Below are 16801 nucleotides of genomic sequence, written 5' to 3'. Positions count from 1 at the left end.
AGGCCTTCGACAGCGCGAGAAATCATGGCGGATGACAGACTCCCACGCGACCCCCTGAAGCGCGAAGCCGCGATAGCGGCGGCGCGGCCGGAGGTGCCGGCGCGGCCGTTCGTGCATCTGCGCGTGCATTCGGCCTATTCGCTGCTCGAGGGCGCGCTCCAACTCGGCAAGATCGTCGGCCATGCCGTGAAGGACGAGGCGCCGGCGATCGCCGTCACCGACACCAACAATCTGTTCGGCGCGCTCGAATTCGCGCAGAAGGCGGTGAAGGAGGGTATCCAGCCGATCATCGGCTGCCAGATCGCGCTCGCCTTTTCCGGCGAAAACAGCGACGGCCAGCGGGATCGCCGGCGGCAAGGCCCGGAAATGCGGCCGGTCGTTCTGCTCGCCGCGACCGAAGCCGGTTATTCCAACCTGGTCAGGCTGGTCAGCCGCGTCTATCTGGAAACACCGCCCGGCGAGGCGGTGCATCTGACGACCGAGATGCTGGAGGGAAAGGCCGATGGGCTGATCTGCCTCAGCGGCGGGCCACGCGGCCCGATCGGCAACGCCTTGAAGGAGGATCGCCGCGATCTGGCCGAGGTTCGGCTTTTGACGCTCAAGGCGATGTTCGGCGACCGGCTCTATGTCGAATTGGACCGGGTCGCGGGCTATGACCGGGTCATCGAACATCAGACGATCGATCTCGCCTATGCACACGAACTTCCGCTTGTCGCCACCAACGAGGCGTTTTTCTCTTCACGCGACGATTATGAGGCGCATGACGCGCTGATCGCCATCGCCGAGGGCTCCGTCGTCGCTGTCGATACCCGCCGCCGGTTGTCGCCGGACAATTTCCTGCGCAGCCAGGCCGACATGGCAAAGCTGTTCGCCGACCTGCCGGAAGCGATCGACAATACGGTCGAGATCGCCCAGCGCTGTTCCTATTATCCGAAAACCCGCAGCCCGATCCTGCCACGCTTCACTGGCGGCGATGCCTCCGACAAGGATGCGGCCGAAAAGGCCGAGGCCGCGGAGCTCGCCCGCCAGGCGCGTGAGGGGCTCGACGCACGGCTCGCCCTGCACGGACCAACTCCGGGCTACACGGTCGAGCAGTATCGCGAACGGCTGGAATTCGAGCTCGGCATCATCGAGAAGATGAAATTCCCCGGCTACTTCCTGATCGTTGCCGACTTCATCAAATGGGCCAAGGCGCAAGGCATTCCGGTTGGACCGGGCCGTGGTTCGGGCGCCGGGTCGCTGGTCGCCTATTCGACGACCATCACCGACATCGATCCGCTGCGCTTCTCGCTGCTGTTCGAGCGCTTCCTCAATCCCGACCGCGTGTCGATGCCCGACTTCGACATCGACTTCTGCCAGGATCGCCGCGAAGAGGTGATCCGCTACGTCCAGCAGAAATACGGCCGCGACCAGGTCGGCCAGATCATCACCTTCGGTACACTGCAGGCCCGCGCCGTGCTCCGCGATGTCGGCCGCGTGCTGCAGATGCCCTATGGCCAGGTCGACAAGCTGTCCAAAATGGTGCCGCAGAACCCGGCCAATCCGGTCAAGCTGGCAGACGCCATTGCCAATGAGCCGCGCTTTGCCGAAGAGGCCGAGAAGGAGCCGATCGTCCAGACGCTGCTCGACATGGCTCAGAAGCTGGAAGGTCTTTACCGCCACGCTTCTACGCACGCCGCCGGCATCGTCATCGGCGACCGGCCTTTGTCGGAACTGGTGCCGATGTACCGCGATCCGCGCTCGGACATGCCGGTCACCCAGTTCAACATGAAATATGTCGAGCAGGCCGGGCTGGTGAAGTTCGACTTCCTCGGCCTGAAGACGCTGACCGTGCTGGAGACGGCGGTCAAGCTGATCCGCCGGCGCGGTATCGACATCGACCTGGCGACGATCCCGCTCGACGACCCCGAGACCTACGCCATGCTGTCGCGCGGCGAGGTGGTCGGCGTGTTCCAGGTGGAAAGTGCCGGCATGCGCAAGGCGCTGATAGGCATGCGGCCCGACTGCATCGAGGACATCATCGCGCTCGTCGCCCTCTACCGGCCAGGCCCGATGGAGAACATCCCGACCTACAATGCCAGAAAGCATGGCGAGGAGGAGATGGCCTCGATCCATCCCAAGATCGACCATCTGGTGAAGGAGACGCAAGGCGTCATCGTCTACCAGGAACAGGTGATGCAGATTGCGCAGGAGCTGTCCGGCTATTCGCTCGGCGAGGCCGACCTTCTGCGCCGCGCCATGGGCAAGAAGATCCGCGCCGAGATGGACAAGCAGCGCGAGCGCTTTGTCTCGGGTGCGGTCGAGCGCGGTGTCAGCAAGACGCAAGCCGACTTTATTTTCGACCTGCTGGCCAAGTTCGCCGACTACGGTTTCAACAAGTCGCACGCAGCCGCCTACGCCGTGGTCTCGTACCAGACCGCCTATCTCAAGGCGCATTATCCGGTCGAGTTCCTGGCCGCGTCGATGACGCTCGATATGGGCAATACCGACAAGCTCGCCGACTTCCGCCAGGACGCGCTGCGCCTCGGCATCGAGGTTCTGGCGCCGTCGGTGATGACGAGTTTTCGGCCTTTCGAGGTCGGCGAGAACCGCATCTATTATTCGATGGCCGCACTCAAGGGCGTCGGCGACGCGGCGGTCGAGCACATCGTTGCCGTGCGGGGCGAAAAACCGTTCAAGAATCTCGCGGATTTCTGCGAGCGGGTCGATCCCAAGATCGTCGGCAAGCGCGTCTTCGAAAGCCTGATCATGGCCGGCGCGCTCGACTGCTTCGGCCATGATCGCGCCCAGATGATGGCTGGCGTCGAACGGATGATGGGATTGGCGTCACTTGCCCAGCAGAACGCCGTTTCCGGCCAGGCCGATATTTTCGGCGCCTCACTCGGCGCTCAGTCGCAGGCGTTGAACCTGCCGGCGACGGACCCATGGCTCGCCGCCGACCGGCTGCACCGCGAATTCCAGGTCGTCGGTTTCTATCTCTCGGCCCATCCGCTCGACGAATACAAGGCGGCCTTGCAGAAGATGCGGGTGCAGAACTGGGCGGAGTTCTCGGCCGCCGTCAAGCGCGGCGCTTCTGCCGGCCGCCTGGCAGGCACGGTGACCAGCAAACAGGAGCGCAAGACGCGCACCGGCAACAAGATGGGCGTTGTGGCCTTTTCCGATACTTCCGGCCAGTACGAGGCCGTGCTGTTTTCCGAAGCGTTGGCGCAGTACCGTGACTTGCTGGAAGCCGGCCGCTCCGTCGTGATCACCGTCGCGGCCGAGGACCGGCCCGAGGGCGTCAATTTGCGCATCAACTCCGTGCAATCGCTGGAGGAGGAGGCAAGCCGTATCCAGAAGGCGCTGCGCATATTCGTCAGGAACGATGGACCCGCCTCGATAATCCAGTCCCAGCTCACCCAGCGCGGTGAAAGCCAGGTGAGCATCATCGTAATCAAGGAAGAGGCCCAGGGCGAGGTCGAGATCGCTTTGCAGGGCGGCTACCGCGTCTCGCCGCAGATCGCCTCGGCGATGCGCGCCGTGCCCGGCGTGGTCGAAGTGGAACTGGTGTGATCGCCGCGCTTGGCAGGCATCGGCGCATGCCGCCCATGTCATCGCGATCGGCATGAAGGCCGCTGACAGGCGAGCATCACAGGATCGTTCCGCGATGGCGCGGCTGCGCGACATGCTGCGCAGGCTCTATCATGGGCGCACGCCGGCCGCCTTCCGCTTTCAGGTTGCGGCAATCGTCATCGATCTCGCCATCATCGCCTTCTTCATCGCGACACCCGTCATCCAGCATTCGGCCTCGTTCCTGTGGCTGGATTATGCGGTGGCGGCGCTGGTCGGCGCCGATCTGATTGCCAGGCTGCTGGCTTCCAACGACATGCTGCGCCTGATGAAGCAGCCGACCTCCTGGGTGGATGTCTTCATCCTGTTGACGCTGCTGATGCCGACGGCGCTCGCCAATCTCGGTTTCCTGCGCATCCTGCGGCTGTGGTCGCTGTCGCGCAGCGGTTCGATCTGGCGGCATTTCGAGATGCGTGGGCTGAGGCCCTGGCGCGAGGCAAGCAATGCGGTCATCAACCTCTTGACGTTTCTGTTCGTCATCACCGGCTTCGTCTACACCTTCTTCTTCCGAAACGGCGCCGGGCTGGAAAACTACATCGATGCGCTTTATTTCACCGTCGCCACGGTGACGACGACCGGCTTCGGCGACATCGTGCTGCCGGGAATGGCCGGCAAGCTGACGGCGATCGTCACCATGATCATCGGCATATCGCTGTTTGTCAGGCTGGCGCAGGCGATCTTCCGGCCGGCCAAGGTGTTCTTTTCCTGTCCGCAATGCGGGCTGCAGCGGCATGAGCCGGATGCCGTGCACTGCAAGGCCTGCGGGCACGTCCTCAACATACCGAACGAAGGCGACTGACTGGCTACGATGCCGCCACTTCAGCCGGCTGCACCGGTTTGCGCTGCAGGTTGAGCAGATTGCCCATCAGGATCAGGAGAGCGCCACCGGCGGTGAAGGCGTCGATCTGCTCCTTGTAAAGCAGCCAGCCGACCAGCGCCGACAAGGGCACCCGCAGAAAATCCATTGGCGAAATGACGGTGGCGTCGGCATAGGTGAGCGCGCGGGCCATGCAGAAATGTGACGACATGCCGGTGAAGGCGATCAGCAGGATCCAGGGCCACAGTTCAAGCGATGGCGTGCGCCACACGTAGACGGCGGGGATGAGGCCGAGCGCCGACTGGATGATCAGCATCCAGAAGATGATGCGCACGACGCTGTCGGTGCGCGTCAGCGATTTGACCAGGACCAGCGATATGCCGAAACAGACCGCGGCGCCCAGCACGACCAGATGTCCGGGATCAACCGCGTTGACGCCTGGACGGACGATGACCACCACGCCGATCAGGCCTAGCACGACCGCCGCCAGTTTCGGCCGGCTCAGCCTTTCGCCGAGAAACGTCACCGCCAGGATCGCCGTCCAGATCGGCGTGGTGAATTCGATCGAGATCAGCACCGCCAGCGGGATCAGGGTCAAGGCGTAGAGCCATGCCGCCTGGCCGGTATAGTGGACGACGTTGCGCGCGATATGGGCGAGGGGACGCTGCGTGCGCATTGCCGCGAAGCCGCCGCTCGCCAGCACCAGCGGCAAGAGGATGAAGAAGCCGATCACCGAGCGCAGTTCCAGCACCTGGAAGACGTTGAGTTCGGCCGTGGTGGCGCGGCCGGCGACCGACATAGCCAGGAAAGAGCTGATCGACAGCGCCATCCAGAACGCGGCCTTGGGGATCGAGGGGGTGGGTGCCATGGCAGGTATCTCGCAGGCCGGGGCTTTTGCCGCAACCGCTAGCCGCTCCATTCTTCTGGGCCAGTTGCAGCGGCGTGATGTTGCAAAACGGGCATGTTGCGAGCGGAACCCGATAGGCCAGTGGGCGTTGAGTCCCGATATTCAGCCGAGCTTCGCAGGGCATCTTGCCTTTCAGCATCGACAGGAGAGTTTCGATGAGACCATTCGCGCAATTTGCGCTTGCTGGCTGTCTTTTGGTCGCGGCAGGCACGGCACACGCCGACGAGACCAAGTTTCTCCAGTCGTTCAAGGGTAATTTTGCCGGCAAGGGCACTGTACAGGTCACCACGGATGTGCCGAACGTCAGTGTTTCCTGCAGCTTCAAGTCGAACGCGACCTCAACCTCGCTCTCGCTGGATGGCAGTTGCCGCGGTCTCGTCTTGGTGACACGTGCCATCAGCGCCAAGTTGAACGTCACCGGCGCGAAATACAGCGGCGTCTATGTTGGGTCGCGCACCGGGCCGGCACAGCTGAACGGCAGCCGTTCGGGCAACGCGATCAATCTTGGCATCCGCTGGGCCCAGGAGGTCAATGGTGATCGCAAGGCGCGGATGACGGTCGAGAAGCGAGGCGAGAATGGCATCCGGCTGACGGTCACCGACACCGATCCGACAACCGGCAAGAACGTGGTGACGAGCAGGATCGATCTGACGCGCACCTGACGGTCTGACCTGAATCGCAACACATCCGGTATCCAGGCTCAGTCTTCAAGCGGCTCCGGCGGATGGGCATCGCGTCCTTTGCCGAACGTATAGCCGGTTTCCACCGCCTTGCGGCCGAACTTGTCGCGCAGCGCATCGATGGCGCCCTCCGCCATGGCGCGCTTGCGCGACTGGACGTCGACCAGATCCGGTGGGTCGGCCTTGTCGTCGTCGGAGAGGTCGCTGACGCCGATGCCGAGCAATCGAAATTTCGTTCCGTCCGTTTCCTTGCGAAGAAGCTCCACCCCGGTCTGAAAGATACGGTCGGCGAGCCGGGTCGGGTCGCCGAGCTGGCGGTTGCGCGTGCGCAGCTTGAAATCCTGCGTCTTCAGCTTCAGCACCACGGTGCGCCCGGCAATGCCTGACTTTTTCAACCGCGCCGAGACCTTTTCCGAAAGCCCTCTCAGCACCGAGATCAGTTCGTCCAGCGACGCGATGTCGGTGTCGAAGGTGGTTTCGGCCGATACGCTCTTGGCGTCCTGGTCGGGGTCGACGCGGCGAACGTCCTCGCCACGCGAAAGCCGGTAAAGCCGGTCGCCCATCACGCCGTAGCGGCGCATCAGGTCGCCACGCTCCATCGTCTGAAGCTGGCCGATGGTGCGGATGCCGTCGCGTTCCAGCGTGGCGTTGAACGCCTTGCCGACGCCCCAGATCATGGTCACCGGCTGCGTCGCCAGGAAGCCGACTGCCTCGGCCTCGCCGATGACCGAAAAGCCGCGCGGCTTGCGGAAGTCCGACGCTATCTTGGCGAGGAACTTGCAATAGGATAGGCCCGCGGAAACGGTGATGCCGATCTCCTTCTCGACGGCCAGTGCGAAGCGCGCCAGCACAACGGCCGGCGGCAGGCCGTGCAGCCGTTCGGTGCCGGCGAGGTCGAGAAACGCCTCGTCGATCGAAAGCGGCTCGACCAGCGGCGTCAGCGCCTGCATCATGGCGCGCACCTCGCGGCCGACACGCACATATTTTTCCATGTTGGGCGGGATCACGACCGCCTCGGGGCAGGCCTCGAGCGCCTTGAACATCGGCATGGCGGAGCGCACGCCCCGGATGCGGGCGATGTAGCAAGCGGTGGAGACGACCCCGCGCTTGCCGCCGCCAATGATCAGCGGCTTGTCCTTGAGCGCCGGGTTGTCGCGCTTTTCGATCGCCGCATAGAAGGCGTCGCAATCGATGTGTGCGAGATGCAGCCGGTAAAGCTCGGGATGACGGGCAAGGCGAGGGCTTCCGCAGCGCTCGCAGCGGCGCGTTTCACCGCGCTGAAACGTCAGGCAGTCACGGCAAAAACCGTAATCGGGATTGTTGACAGGGGCCGCCATCACTGCGAACATAAAGAGAACAGAGGCAATGGTACGACAGTGCAGGGTCAGCGACAAGCTTGGCCTGGGGAGAACCGTATGAGCACGACCATAGTACCGCTGGCGCCTGAGCTCTGGCCTGATTTCGAGGACCTTTTCGGCAAACAGGGCGCCTGTTACGGCTGCTGGTGCACGCATTTCCGGCTGGCGCCGGCGGCGCGGCGCGAGAGCAGCCGCGAACGCAACAAGGACCACATCAAGGCGCGCATCGAAGCCGGCCCGCCGCACGGCCTGCTGGCCTTCGAGGATGGGAAGGCGGTTGGCTGGATGCAGATCGGACCGCGCGCCGACGTGCCCGAATGGAACAACAAGGGCAGGGGCTCGGCGCCGATTGATCCCGCCGACGCTTCCGATCCGGCCGTGTGGGCGATCTCCTGCTTTTTCATCCGCGCCAAGGCGCGGGGCCGGGGCATCACGCATCGCCTCGTCGAAGGCGGCATCGATTTCGCCCGCAGCAACGGCGCACGGCTTGTCGAGGCCTGCCCGATCGACCTGTCGCGCGATTCGCGCTCGATCGGCCTGTTCGTCGGCTCGTCGGGGGTGTTCGAGAAAGCAGGGTTCGAGAGGCTGGTGGAACGCAAGGCGGGCCGCCCGCTGATGCGGCTGGTGCTGAAGCCGATTGCCTGACCGTCATCATCTTGCAGTTGTGATGGTATTTCCCTACCAGAAGCACGAAACGATTTTTGTCTTTCGATCGAACGGAGACTTCCCGTGAACCGTATGTTGCCAATTGCCTTTACCGCGCTTCTGCTCAGCGCGCCCGCCTTCGGCCAGACCGTCGACAGCAAGGGCGCGAAGCAATTGTCCGATGACCTGTCCCGCTATGTCGGCAAACAGGCGCTCGACAAGGGCATCCTGAAGGTTTCGGTCGAAGGCGACGCCTACAAGGTCACGTTGGACATCAAGGCGCTTGCCGCGACGTTTCCCGAGCAGGGAAAGGTGAAATTGGACTTCGCGCCCTACGCCGTGCTGGTGAAGCCGCGCAGCGACGGGACCTGGGATGTCTCGATGGATTTTTCGCAAAGCGGATCTTTCGAGTTCAACGGGCCCGAGGGGCTGCAAAGCACGCAGTTTTCGATCAAGGACGGCAAGGGTTCCGGCGTCTATGATCCCAATCTGGCGGCCTTCATCAGCGGCGCCAGTTCGTTGGCCGGCATGACGATGGCCTCGAAGGATGCCAAGCAGCAGATGGAGGCCAGCACGGGTGCCGGCACCGCGACGATCGCCGCCACCAAGGCTGCCAATGGCGGCGTCGATTTCACGATGTCGCAAAAAATTTCGAATTTCGCCGAGGCGATCAAACTGGACGATCCCGAGAACGGGCTGAATTTCCCGGTCACCATCAAGTCGCCGGAATTGTCGGTAGAAGCCAGCGGCAAGGGCGTGCAGACGAGGCCGCTGCTCGACCTCCTGGCATTTGCCGTGGCCAATGAGGACGAGAAGACGCTGAAGGCAAACCAGGCGGAGCTCAAGTCGCTTCTGCGCGCAGCGCTTCCGGTGTGGGAGCGCATCGACGGCACCTATGGCTTCAAGGATTTCGCAGTCGACAGCCCGATTGGCACTTTCGGCGCAACCCAGCTCAGCACCGCGTTCGGCAGCGACGGCGTTTCTCAGAGCGGCAAGGTCACCTACGGCATCAAGGCATCGGGGCTGACCGTGCCGCAGCAGCTTTTGCCTAGCTGGAGCGTTGCGTTGCTGCCCACCGATATCGACCTGAACTTCGGCGGTGCCAATATCGATCTCGACAGCATGGCGAAGAAGGCGATCGAAGCCTTTGATCTCAATCAGGATCCGCCGCTGTCGGCCGAGTTTGGCGACCAGCTCAAGGCCGACTTCCTGGCCAAGGCGCCGAAGGTCGTCATCGGCCACAGCGTTGTGAAGAACAAGGACATGGAGATCGCGCTGGAAGGCGAGATGACGAGCTTCGGGCAGAAACCCGACGCAAATCTCACTGTCGATGTCGCCGGCTTCGACAAGATCATGGCGCATCTGCAGGAAGCGGCAAAGGCGGAGCCGGAGGTCGGGCAGTATGTGCCTGTCGCTCTCATGGTCAAGGGTTTTGCCAAGACGCTGCCGGACGGCCGGCTGGAATGGGCCGTCAGCACCAAGGCCGACGGCTCGGTCACCGTCAACGGCGTCATGCTGAAGCCCGCCGATCCGGCGGTGGACGACAGCGTCGGCGACGGTGACGGCGCGGACGACAGCAGCGGCGGCGACAATGGCGATGGCGCCAATGGTGGCGGCAGCGACAATGGCGGAGCCGGTGCGAAGCTGAATCCTTGAGGGTTCGGCTTTTCTGCAATTCCGGGAAAAGCGCATGGCGCTTTTCCTGAGATTGCGTCTGACGTTTAGAGCCCCAGCGCGCCGGCGATCCTCGGCCCGGCTTCGTGCCAGTCCTGGACGACGATGACATCGTCCGGGACCGGCGGCAGGAAGGCGCGCAGCGAATTGTCGGCCATCAGGTGGAAGAGACTGGCGTCGGCGACGGATTCGCGCACAGACGCCAGATTGTGCGGCTGGTCGTCGACGAAGACCACAGGCCGGCCACTCTTGCCGCGCAGCCTGGCCACTGCCGGTCCCTTGGCCATCTCGGTGGTCAGCAGCGGATAGCTCAGCCCGAGCGCGTCGAGATGCGCGCGGCGCACGGCACGATGCCGGTGCGGCATGGCCGTCAGCATTATGATTTCCGCGCGGTTGCCAAGCCTTGCCAAGGTTTCCGCGGCGCCGTCGGTTATGCTTTGCCAATCGGCCTGGGTGTCGAAGAAATCGCCCAGAAGTGCCGTCACTTCTGGCTGTTCGATCAGACGGCCGCTGGCCGTTTCGGCAATGTTGCCGGTCAGCCGGAAGGACGCCAGCGTCAGGCCATAGCCGCGCGACTTCAAGAAATGCGGGAAGGGGCGAATGAATTCGAGCACGACGTCGTCGACGTCGAGCACCAGCAGCGGCCGGTCGTCCGCTGACAGTTCCTCGATCTGGCGCGCGGTCTCGGGATCATCGCTCATATGGAAAGCTCGTGGTTGTCGTCGCCGAGCGGCAGTGCGCGCAACGCCTTGCCGACGGCGGCCGGCGGCGTACCGGTTTCCTCGGCAAAGCGCATCAGGGTCGGCTCATGGGCAAGGATAAACTGCAGCACGCCAGCCAAAAAGCCCGGCTCGCCGGCGGCCTTGCGGATCGAATGCGCCTCTATGCCGGTGATCGCCAGAAAGCGCGGCAACAGCTCCGGATCAGAGGCGACGAAGCCCAGCGCCTTCACGGCAATGGTTTCAGCCTCTTCGCGCATTGACGCCGCGTTTGCCATCACTACCTTCGGTACGTGGAATGAGTCTCTTCCGCAGTAATGGCAAGATTTGCTTGCGGCAAGCCTTTACAGCGCCGCGCGCCGTTTGGACGCGCAGCGAGGCGAGGTGGAATTCGCGCTGCTTTGCAGCCCGGAGGTTTCCGTTTCGTCAATCATATTGCCGTATAGTGAAGCAGGGTTTGGTGCGTTCAACCGGGAGCGCATGACGGCCACCTTCGAGCGGAAGGACGGCCGGGACGGGATGTCGATGCCTAAGAAGGTTATGATCGTCGAGGACAATGAGCTCAACATGAAGCTCTTTCGGGACCTCATCGAAGCGAGCGGTTACGAGACGGTGCGCACCCGCAATGGTCTGGAGGCGCTCGACCTGGCACGTCAGCACCGGCCGGATCTCATCCTTATGGACATCCAGCTGCCCGAGGTGTCGGGGCTGGAAGTGACCAAATGGCTGAAGGAAGATGACGATCTGCACGTCATTCCGGTCATCGCCGTGACCGCCTTCGCCATGAAAGGCGATGAGGAACGCATCCGCCAGGGCGGCTGCGAGGCCTATATTTCGAAGCCGATCTCTGTGCCTCGTTTCATCGAAACCATCAAATCTTACCTGGGCGATGCCTGATGTCCCTTTCCAGCCGAGCCGGAGCCTTGTGAAATGACCGCGCGGATCCTCGTCGTCGACGACATCCCTGCCAATGTGAGGCTGCTGGAGGTCCGGCTGCTGGCCGAATATTTCGAGGTGCTGACGGCCACCAACGGGCCTGACGCCATCGAGACCTGTGAAAACGGCAAGGTCGATGTCGTGCTGCTCGACGTGATGATGCCCGACATGGACGGGTTCGAGGTCTGCCGTAGGCTGAAGAGCGATCCCGCGACGTCGCACATCCCGGTGGTGATGATCACCGCGCTCGACCAGGTTTCCGACCGCGTGCGCGGGCTCGAGGCCGGCGCCGACGATTTCCTGACCAAGCCGGTTAACGACCTGCAGCTGATGACGCGGGTCAAGAGCCTGGTCCGGTTGAAGTCTCTCACAGACGAACTCAGGCTACGGGCCTCGACGACGCGCAATATCGGCATCGAAGAGCTGCTCAGCCGCAATTTCGCGTCCGAGGACACGGCGCCGAAAGTGCTGTTGATCGACGAGCGCAAATCGTCTGTCGAGCGCATCCAGAAAATGCTGCTCGACCGTGCCGACCTCGATGTTATCGGCGACCCGCATGCCGGGTTCTTTCAAGCCGCCGAGACGTCCTATGAATGCGTGATGATCTCGACGGCCTTCGCCGATTTCGATCCGCTGCGGCTCTGCTCACAATTGCGCTCGCTCGACCGCACCCGTTTCGTGCCGATCATCCTTTTGGCGGAAGAGGGCGAGGAGGAGCGTATCATCCGCGGTCTCGAACTCGGCATCAACGATTATCTGATGCGGCCGATCGACCAGCAGGAGCTGACGGCGCGGCTGCGCACCCAGGTGCGCCGCAAGCGCTACAACGACCAATTGCGCGCCAGTGTCACCCAGACCATCGAGATGGCGGTGACCGACGGCCTGACCGGGCTGCACAACCGCCGCTACCTCGACAGCCATCTGCAGACGCTGTTCGACCGCGCCGTGGCGCGGCGCCGGCCGCTGTCGGTGATGATCACCGATCTCGACCGTTTCAAGTCGATCAATGATGCCTATGGCCATGATGGCGGCGACGAGGTGCTGCGGGAATTCGCGCGGCGGCTGCGCAAGAATGTCAGGGGTATCGACCTTGCTTGCCGGTTCGGTGGCGAGGAGTTCGTCGTGGTGATGCCCGACACCGATGGCGCCGTTGCCGAGAAAGTGGCCGAACGCATCCGCGCCGAAATCGCCCAGAAGCCTTTCGCCATCGGCGCCGACGGCAAGACGATCGAGGTTACCGTCAGCGTCGGCGTGTCGTCGGTGCTGAAGGGCGTGGATACGGTGGCGGCGCTGATGAAGCGCGCCGATCTCGCGCTCTACGAAGCCAAGAGCTGTGGCCGCAACCGCGTTGTAGCCAAGGCGGCGTGAGCATCCGCGACCGATTCCACGGTCAATCCAACAAGGTTAGCTATTTACCTTAATCCAAGCGATTCGCGAGCCTTGGTTAAGAAACTGTTGATTTTCATAAGCTCTTGCGTAAATGTGAAGGCCAAGACGAAGCCGGCACGAGAGTAGACAACCGGCTCGATCCCTAGAAATACCCCATGATGCTCAGGTCCGCCGCATCTCCTGGGTCCGTGGGGTCGGCCGGCCGGCGCTGGCACATAGTGGCCTCCTCGTACCGCTGCCAAACGCCGACCGGCCCCCTTCCTCCAAACAGAACATCAGAACTTCGTGCCAAGGCACGAAGGACTCTGATTTTTTTGCCTGTGAGCAATCCGGGCTCCCGTCTTCGATCCGCGGCTGTCGGCCAGCCAAAGCGACCCGCGCGGGAGAGGACCCCTTCCATTCATACATATGGCGCACAAGGGGCTTGCGGCAAGACCCGGCTCCTCCCGTAAAAACCCCGCAGATCAGGCGCGAAAACGGGAGTGGCGATCAATGATTTCAGAGCATGCGGTGGTGATCGCCGGGGGCGGCCCGTCAGGATTGATGCTGGCGGGGGAACTCGCGCTGGCAGGGATCGATGTGGCCATTGTCGAGCGGCGGCTGGACCAGCAGCTGATCGGGTTGCGCGCGGGCGGCCTGCACGCGCGTACCATCGAACTTCTCGATCAGCGCGGAATCGCCGACCGGTTTGTCTCGCAGGGGCAGAGCTTCCCGACCGTCGGCTTCCACATGATCCGTTTGGATATCAGCGACTTTCCCAGCCGGCACAACTACCTGCTGGCGCTGCGTCAAAACCACATAGAGCGGATATTGGCCGACTGGATCAACGAGTTGGGGGTGCCGATCCATCGCGGACAGGACGTCACTGGTTTCGCGCAGGAGGATGGCGGCGTCGACGTGGAGCTGTCCGGTGGCCAACGGTTGCGGGCGCAATACCTCGTCGGCTGCGACGGAGGGCGCAGCACGATCCGCAAGGCGGCGGGCATTGAGTTCCCCGGATGGGATCCGACGATGAGTTGGATGATCGCCGAGGTCGAAATGTCTGGGGAGCCGGCATTGGGCTTTCGCAGCGACGCCTACGGAATTCATGCGATAGGCAAGATCGAGGAAAGCGGCCGGGTGGGTGTCGTGTTGACCGAGAGGCAGTTGACCATCGGCGGCGAACCGACGCTGGCCGATCTCAGCGAGGCGCTTGTCGCAGTCTATGGCACGGATTACGGGGTCCACAATCCGACCTGGATCTCCCGCTTTACCGACGTGACACGGCAGGCCGCCGCCTACCGCGACAGACGTGTCCTGCTGGCCGGCGACGCCGCGCACATCCATCCTCCGATGGGCGGGCAGGGGCTCAACATCGGCGTGCAGGACGTGGTCAATCTGGGGTGGAAGCTGGCCCAGGTGGTCAAGCTGATATCACCGGAAAGCCTTCTCGACAGCTATCACACCGAGCGTCATCCGATCGCCGCTCGCGTCCTGCGCAACGCGAAGGCACAGGTTGCGCTTCGTCGTATGGATGCCAGCACCAAGGCATTGAACGACACTTTTGCCGAGCTGCTTGGCATGGATGAGCCGCGCAAACGGATCGCCGCGGAGATGTCCGGTCTAGACATCCATTACGATCTTGGCGAGGGACATCCTCTGCTTGGGCGGCGAATGCCCGACCTCGACCTGGCCACGGCCAGCGGTCCAGTGCGGGTCTTCAGCTTGCTGCACGACGCCCGGCCGGTGCTTCTCAACCTGGGCGAACCAGGCAGGCTGGACATTGCGCCCTGGGCGGATCGGGTCCGGCAGATCGAGGCCGGATATGACGGCCCCTGGGAGCTGCCGGTTCTCGGGACGGTCGCCGCGCCCGCCGCCGTTTTGATCCGGCCCGATGGCTATGCGGCCTGGGTTGGGGTCGGAACCCAACAGGGGTTGGCCGAGGCTCTGACCATCTGGTTCGGGCCGCCCGCCAGTTAGCGGATAAGATGGAGGCGGGTCCACGCAATGTCCTGAAGCGCATCGCGTGGCAGCTTGCGACAAGGCAAAAGCCGACAGTTCTCCTGACAACCGATTGACAGGAGGTTTCATCTGTGCAGAAATTGGTTGGACCATTGGACCACTTGAATTCAGGAGGATTTGTGGACCAGAACAGCCTGCCACCCATTCAGACGACGGCGCGCGATGACGCCGTGCTGAAGGCGTTGGTGGGTTTTGTTCGCGCCGAGGCCTTGCAACCCGGCGACCGGCTTCCGACCGAACGCATCCTGGCCGAGCGGCTGAAGGTCAGCCGCAACACGGTGCGCGAGGCGCTGACGCGGTGGGAGGGGCTTGGCCTGGTTGAGCGCCGGCAAGGCAGCGGCACCTACCTCAAGGCGGCTGTTTCGCCCGACATGCTGCACATGCCGCTGACGCTGGCAGGCGGCAACGACTTCACCAGCCTGATGCATACGCTTGAAATTCGCCGCGCACTGGAAGCGGAGGCCGCGGCCCTTTGTGCCGAACGCGCGAGCCCCGCGGACATTGCCGAAATCAAGCGCAAGCTCGACATCATGGAGCAGGCCTTCCGCACCCGTGACGGCATGTCGTCGGAAGAGGACTGGGAGTTCCATCAGGCGATCTACCGGGTCTCCGGCAATCCGCTGTTCGAGCAGATCATCGCCGCGATGCACGAACTGTTCCATCGCTTCTGGGAGCATCCGCTCGGCGTGCGCGATTTCGGCCACGCCAGCTTTCCCTATCACCGCACCATCTACGAATGCATTGCCGCGCGCGACCCGCAAGGCGCCCGTGCCGAGGCGCTCAAGCTGATCGCCACCGTCGAGGACGATCTCAAGCGCGGTGCGGCCAAACTCAAACTTTCGAGCCAGACATGAACGAGCATCCGACCGGTTTCGATCACGACTATCTCGCCGAGGCCGCGACGCTTTTGGCGCATGACGAGCCGTTTCCGGGTGGCGCGGTGGTGCCGCCGATCTACCAGACCTCGCTGTTCACCTTCGCCAGCTATGCCGAAATGGCCGATACCTTTGCCGGCAAACGAAAGCAGCCGATCTATTCGCGCGGTGACAATCCGACGGTGATGGAGTTCGAGGCGCGCGTGGCCGCACTCGAGGGCGCCGAGGCCGCGCGCGGCTTTTCCAGCGGCATGGCGGCCATCAGCGCCACCGTGCTTGCCTTTGTCGGGGCGGGCGAGCGCATCGTGGCGGTGCGCAATTGCTACGGCGATGCCTACCGGCTGTTCGAGCGGCTTTTGCCGCGGCTCAACATCAAGGTCGATTATGTCGACGGCTCCGACCCGGATGCGGTGGCGGCGGCACTTCCGGGCGCCAAGCTGCTGTACCTGGAGAGCCCGACCTCGATGATCTTCGAACTCCAGGACATCGCGCATCTGACCCGGCTGGCGAAAGAGCAGGGCATTGTCACCACGATCGACAATTCCTGGGCGACGCCGGTGTTCCAGAAGCCGATCTCGCACGGCGTCGACCTGGTGCTGCATTCGGCCTCGAAATATCTCGGCGGCCACAGCGACACGGTCGCCGGCGTGGTGGCGGGCTCGGCCGCTCATATCAAGCATATCAACGAGCAGACCTATTCCTATCTCGGCGGCAAGCTGTCGCCATTCGAGGCCTGGTTGCTGCTGCGCGGCCTGCGCACGCTGCCGCTGCGCCTGCCGCACCACATGAAGAGCGGCCTCACCATCGCCGAACGGCTGAAGGCGCATGCCCATGTCGAGCGCGTCAACCATCCCGCCTATTCGAACCATCCCGGCAAGGCGACGCTGGCCGGCTATGCCGGACTGTTCTCCTTCGAGGTGACGGACGATATCGACATCCCGGTCTTTGTCGACGCGCTGAAATATTTCCGCATCGGCGTCAGCTGGGGCGGGCACGAAAGCCTGGTCGTGCCGGCCAAAGCGTCGCTGGAGCAGACGCCGGGACTGAATTCGATGGCGCGCTTCGGCGTCAGCCCCCGAACCATCCGCTTCAATGTCGGATTGGAAAGTGTCGAAGACCTCTGGGCCGACGTCGCTCAGGCCTTCGAAAAAGCCAGAAAATAACAAACGGGTTCAAAATGGGAGTCTTGAA

At 63.2% G+C, this 16801-nt stretch carries 14 protein-coding genes; 10 read left to right on the top strand and 4 right to left on the bottom strand.

Annotated features, from left to right (window positions below):
* Window positions 1–24: 24 nt before the first annotated feature.
* Together dnaE and AB4Z43_RS00140 are read left to right on the top strand one after the other, a co-directional pair.
* On the top strand, window positions 25–3552 hold the full coding sequence (gene dnaE / locus AB4Z43_RS00145) for a DNA polymerase III subunit alpha (RefSeq protein ID WP_038647053.1): 3528 nt from the start codon (window positions 25–27) through the stop codon (window positions 3550–3552).
* Between the two features lie 52 nt (window positions 3553–3604).
* Complete coding sequence (locus tag AB4Z43_RS00140; RefSeq protein ID WP_441935300.1) at window positions 3605–4408, top strand: potassium channel family protein; 804 nt, start codon at window positions 3605–3607, stop codon at window positions 4406–4408.
* A 4-nt stretch (window positions 4409–4412) separates the two neighbouring features.
* Here the strand turns inward: AB4Z43_RS00140 and AB4Z43_RS00135 are convergent, their stop codons facing one another.
* On the bottom strand, window positions 4413–5294 hold the full coding sequence (locus AB4Z43_RS00135) for a DMT family transporter (protein ID WP_064984357.1): 882 nt from the start codon (window positions 5292–5294) through the stop codon (window positions 4413–4415).
* A gap of 194 nt (window positions 5295–5488) precedes the next feature.
* On the opposite strand from AB4Z43_RS00135, the gene AB4Z43_RS00130 reads away from it, so the two are divergent.
* On the top strand, window positions 5489–5995 hold the full coding sequence (locus AB4Z43_RS00130) for a hypothetical protein (protein ID WP_019858407.1): 507 nt from the start codon (window positions 5489–5491) through the stop codon (window positions 5993–5995).
* Between the two features lie 38 nt (window positions 5996–6033).
* Here the strand turns inward: AB4Z43_RS00130 and AB4Z43_RS00125 are convergent, their stop codons facing one another.
* The gene (locus AB4Z43_RS00125; RefSeq protein ID WP_441935299.1) at window positions 6034–7362 is read right to left on the bottom strand and encodes a DNA polymerase IV; all 1329 of its coding nucleotides are present in this window, start codon (window positions 7360–7362) and stop codon (window positions 6034–6036) included.
* A 66-nt stretch (window positions 7363–7428) separates the two neighbouring features.
* Here AB4Z43_RS00125 and AB4Z43_RS00120 point away from each other — a divergent pair, with 66 nt between their 5' ends.
* Both AB4Z43_RS00120 and AB4Z43_RS00115 read left to right on the top strand, forming a co-directional pair.
* Window positions 7429–8016, top strand: coding sequence for a GNAT family N-acetyltransferase (locus tag AB4Z43_RS00120; RefSeq protein WP_441935298.1), 588 nt, complete (start codon window positions 7429–7431; stop codon window positions 8014–8016).
* Window positions 8017–8109: 93 nt separating this feature from the next.
* Complete coding sequence (locus AB4Z43_RS00115) at window positions 8110–9672, top strand: hypothetical protein (RefSeq protein ID WP_441936126.1); 1563 nt, start codon at window positions 8110–8112, stop codon at window positions 9670–9672.
* Window positions 9673–9737: 65 nt separating this feature from the next.
* Here AB4Z43_RS00115 and AB4Z43_RS00110 read toward each other — a convergent pair whose 3' ends face one another.
* Window positions 9738–10391 (bottom strand): hypothetical protein, encoded by a 654-nt coding sequence (locus AB4Z43_RS00110; protein WP_019858401.1) that lies wholly within the window; start codon window positions 10389–10391, stop codon window positions 9738–9740.
* Window positions 10388–10687, bottom strand: coding sequence for a DUF3572 domain-containing protein (locus AB4Z43_RS00105; protein WP_027046883.1), 300 nt, complete (start codon window positions 10685–10687; stop codon window positions 10388–10390). The genes AB4Z43_RS00110 and AB4Z43_RS00105 overlap by 4 nt, the downstream gene beginning before the upstream one ends.
* A 247-nt stretch (window positions 10688–10934) precedes the next feature.
* On the opposite strand from AB4Z43_RS00105, the gene AB4Z43_RS00100 reads away from it, so the two are divergent.
* The 5 genes from AB4Z43_RS00100 (at window position 10935) to AB4Z43_RS00080 (ending at window position 16773) form a co-directional block, all read left to right on the top strand.
* Window positions 10935–11306, top strand: a complete 372-nt coding sequence (locus AB4Z43_RS00100) for a response regulator (RefSeq protein ID WP_006334976.1) — start codon at window positions 10935–10937, stop codon at window positions 11304–11306.
* 33 nt (window positions 11307–11339) lie between these two features.
* A complete protein-coding gene (locus AB4Z43_RS00095; protein ID WP_441935297.1) occupies window positions 11340–12713 on the top strand; it encodes a PleD family two-component system response regulator in 1374 nt (457 codons plus the stop codon).
* A gap of 513 nt (window positions 12714–13226) precedes the next feature.
* Window positions 13227–14693: an FAD-dependent monooxygenase gene (locus AB4Z43_RS00090; RefSeq protein ID WP_441935296.1), complete on the top strand. Its 1467-nt coding sequence runs from the start codon at window positions 13227–13229 to the stop codon at window positions 14691–14693.
* A gap of 161 nt (window positions 14694–14854) precedes the next feature.
* Complete coding sequence (locus AB4Z43_RS00085) at window positions 14855–15589, top strand: FadR/GntR family transcriptional regulator (protein ID WP_027046881.1); 735 nt, start codon at window positions 14855–14857, stop codon at window positions 15587–15589.
* Window positions 15586–16773, top strand: coding sequence for a PLP-dependent transferase (locus AB4Z43_RS00080; protein ID WP_069092257.1), 1188 nt, complete (start codon window positions 15586–15588; stop codon window positions 16771–16773). Before AB4Z43_RS00085 ends, AB4Z43_RS00080 begins: the two co-directional genes overlap by 4 nt.
* The last annotated feature ends 28 nt before the right edge of the window (window positions 16774–16801 follow it).

The organism is Mesorhizobium sp. 2RAF45 (genome assembly GCF_052115225.1).
GTDB lineage: Bacteria > Pseudomonadota > Alphaproteobacteria > Rhizobiales > Rhizobiaceae > Mesorhizobium > Mesorhizobium jarvisii.
Note: the sequence above shows the minus strand (reverse complement) of the source record. Positions and strands in the feature narration are given on the sequence as shown.

What these genes read in the sequence shown, in the direction of transcription:
- dnaE (WP_038647053.1), top strand. Translation starts at nt 25, where the DNA reads ATGGCGGATGACAGACTCCCACGCGACCCCCTGAAGCGCGAAGCCGCG.
- AB4Z43_RS00140 (WP_441935300.1), top strand. Translation starts at nt 3,605, where the DNA reads ATGAAGGCCGCTGACAGGCGAGCATCACAGGATCGTTCCGCGATGGCG.
- AB4Z43_RS00135 (WP_064984357.1), bottom strand. Translation starts at nt 5,294, where the DNA reads ATGGCACCCACCCCCTCGATCCCCAAGGCCGCGTTCTGGATGGCGCTG.
- AB4Z43_RS00130 (WP_019858407.1), top strand. Translation starts at nt 5,489, where the DNA reads ATGAGACCATTCGCGCAATTTGCGCTTGCTGGCTGTCTTTTGGTCGCG.
- AB4Z43_RS00125 (WP_441935299.1), bottom strand. Translation starts at nt 7,362, where the DNA reads ATGTTCGCAGTGATGGCGGCCCCTGTCAACAATCCCGATTACGGTTTT.
- AB4Z43_RS00120 (WP_441935298.1), top strand. Translation starts at nt 7,429, where the DNA reads ATGAGCACGACCATAGTACCGCTGGCGCCTGAGCTCTGGCCTGATTTC.
- AB4Z43_RS00115 (WP_441936126.1), top strand. Translation starts at nt 8,110, where the DNA reads ATGTTGCCAATTGCCTTTACCGCGCTTCTGCTCAGCGCGCCCGCCTTC.
- AB4Z43_RS00110 (WP_019858401.1), bottom strand. Translation starts at nt 10,391, where the DNA reads ATGAGCGATGATCCCGAGACCGCGCGCCAGATCGAGGAACTGTCAGCG.
- AB4Z43_RS00105 (WP_027046883.1), bottom strand. Translation starts at nt 10,687, where the DNA reads ATGGCAAACGCGGCGTCAATGCGCGAAGAGGCTGAAACCATTGCCGTG.
- AB4Z43_RS00100 (WP_006334976.1), top strand. Translation starts at nt 10,935, where the DNA reads ATGCCTAAGAAGGTTATGATCGTCGAGGACAATGAGCTCAACATGAAG.
- AB4Z43_RS00095 (WP_441935297.1), top strand. Translation starts at nt 11,340, where the DNA reads ATGACCGCGCGGATCCTCGTCGTCGACGACATCCCTGCCAATGTGAGG.
- AB4Z43_RS00090 (WP_441935296.1), top strand. Translation starts at nt 13,227, where the DNA reads ATGATTTCAGAGCATGCGGTGGTGATCGCCGGGGGCGGCCCGTCAGGA.
- AB4Z43_RS00080 (WP_069092257.1), top strand. Translation starts at nt 15,586, where the DNA reads ATGAACGAGCATCCGACCGGTTTCGATCACGACTATCTCGCCGAGGCC.